Source organism: Polaromonas sp. P1_G2 (genome assembly GCF_056405515.1).
Genome location: NZ_JBFUBY010001256.1, coordinates 1 through 435 on the forward strand (window position 1 = coordinate 1; position 435 = coordinate 435).

The 435-nt window shown below is 63.7% G+C and carries 1 protein-coding gene; it reads left to right on the forward strand.

Translation table 11 applies throughout. The features are described 5' to 3' along the window. On the forward strand, positions 1–435 hold a 435-nt coding region (locus tag AC1D0P_RS30030; RefSeq protein ID WP_477680066.1), incomplete at both ends, for a hypothetical protein.

Sequence of the window (435 nt, forward strand, 5' to 3'; positions counted from 1 at the left end):
CTCGGCAGCTACGGCCTGCAGCTCGATGCACGTGTCGCCGGCTCGGTCGAAATGGTGCGCGAGCAGGCGCTCTTGTCACAGAACCCGGCTTTTCTCTGGCCCTCCTCCTCGATCATGGTCGACCTGGCGCGCAAGAGCGGCGTCAAGGTGCGCAACGACCAGGTCGTGCTGAACTCGCCCGTCGTGGTCTACACTTGGCAGCCGGTCGCCGACGGGCTGATCAAGCATGGCTTGGTGAAGCTGACGCCAAGCAAACAGTATCAGCTCGATCTGGCAGCCCTCCTCAAAGCATTGCTCGCCAACCAGGATTGGTCCTCGCTCGGTGTCGACGCGCTCTACGGCAAGGCCCGTCTCATCTCCACCGATCCCAATCGCTCCAATTCCGGCTTCATGTTCGCCGGCCTCGTGCTCAGCCTGCTCGCCGGCGACGTCGCC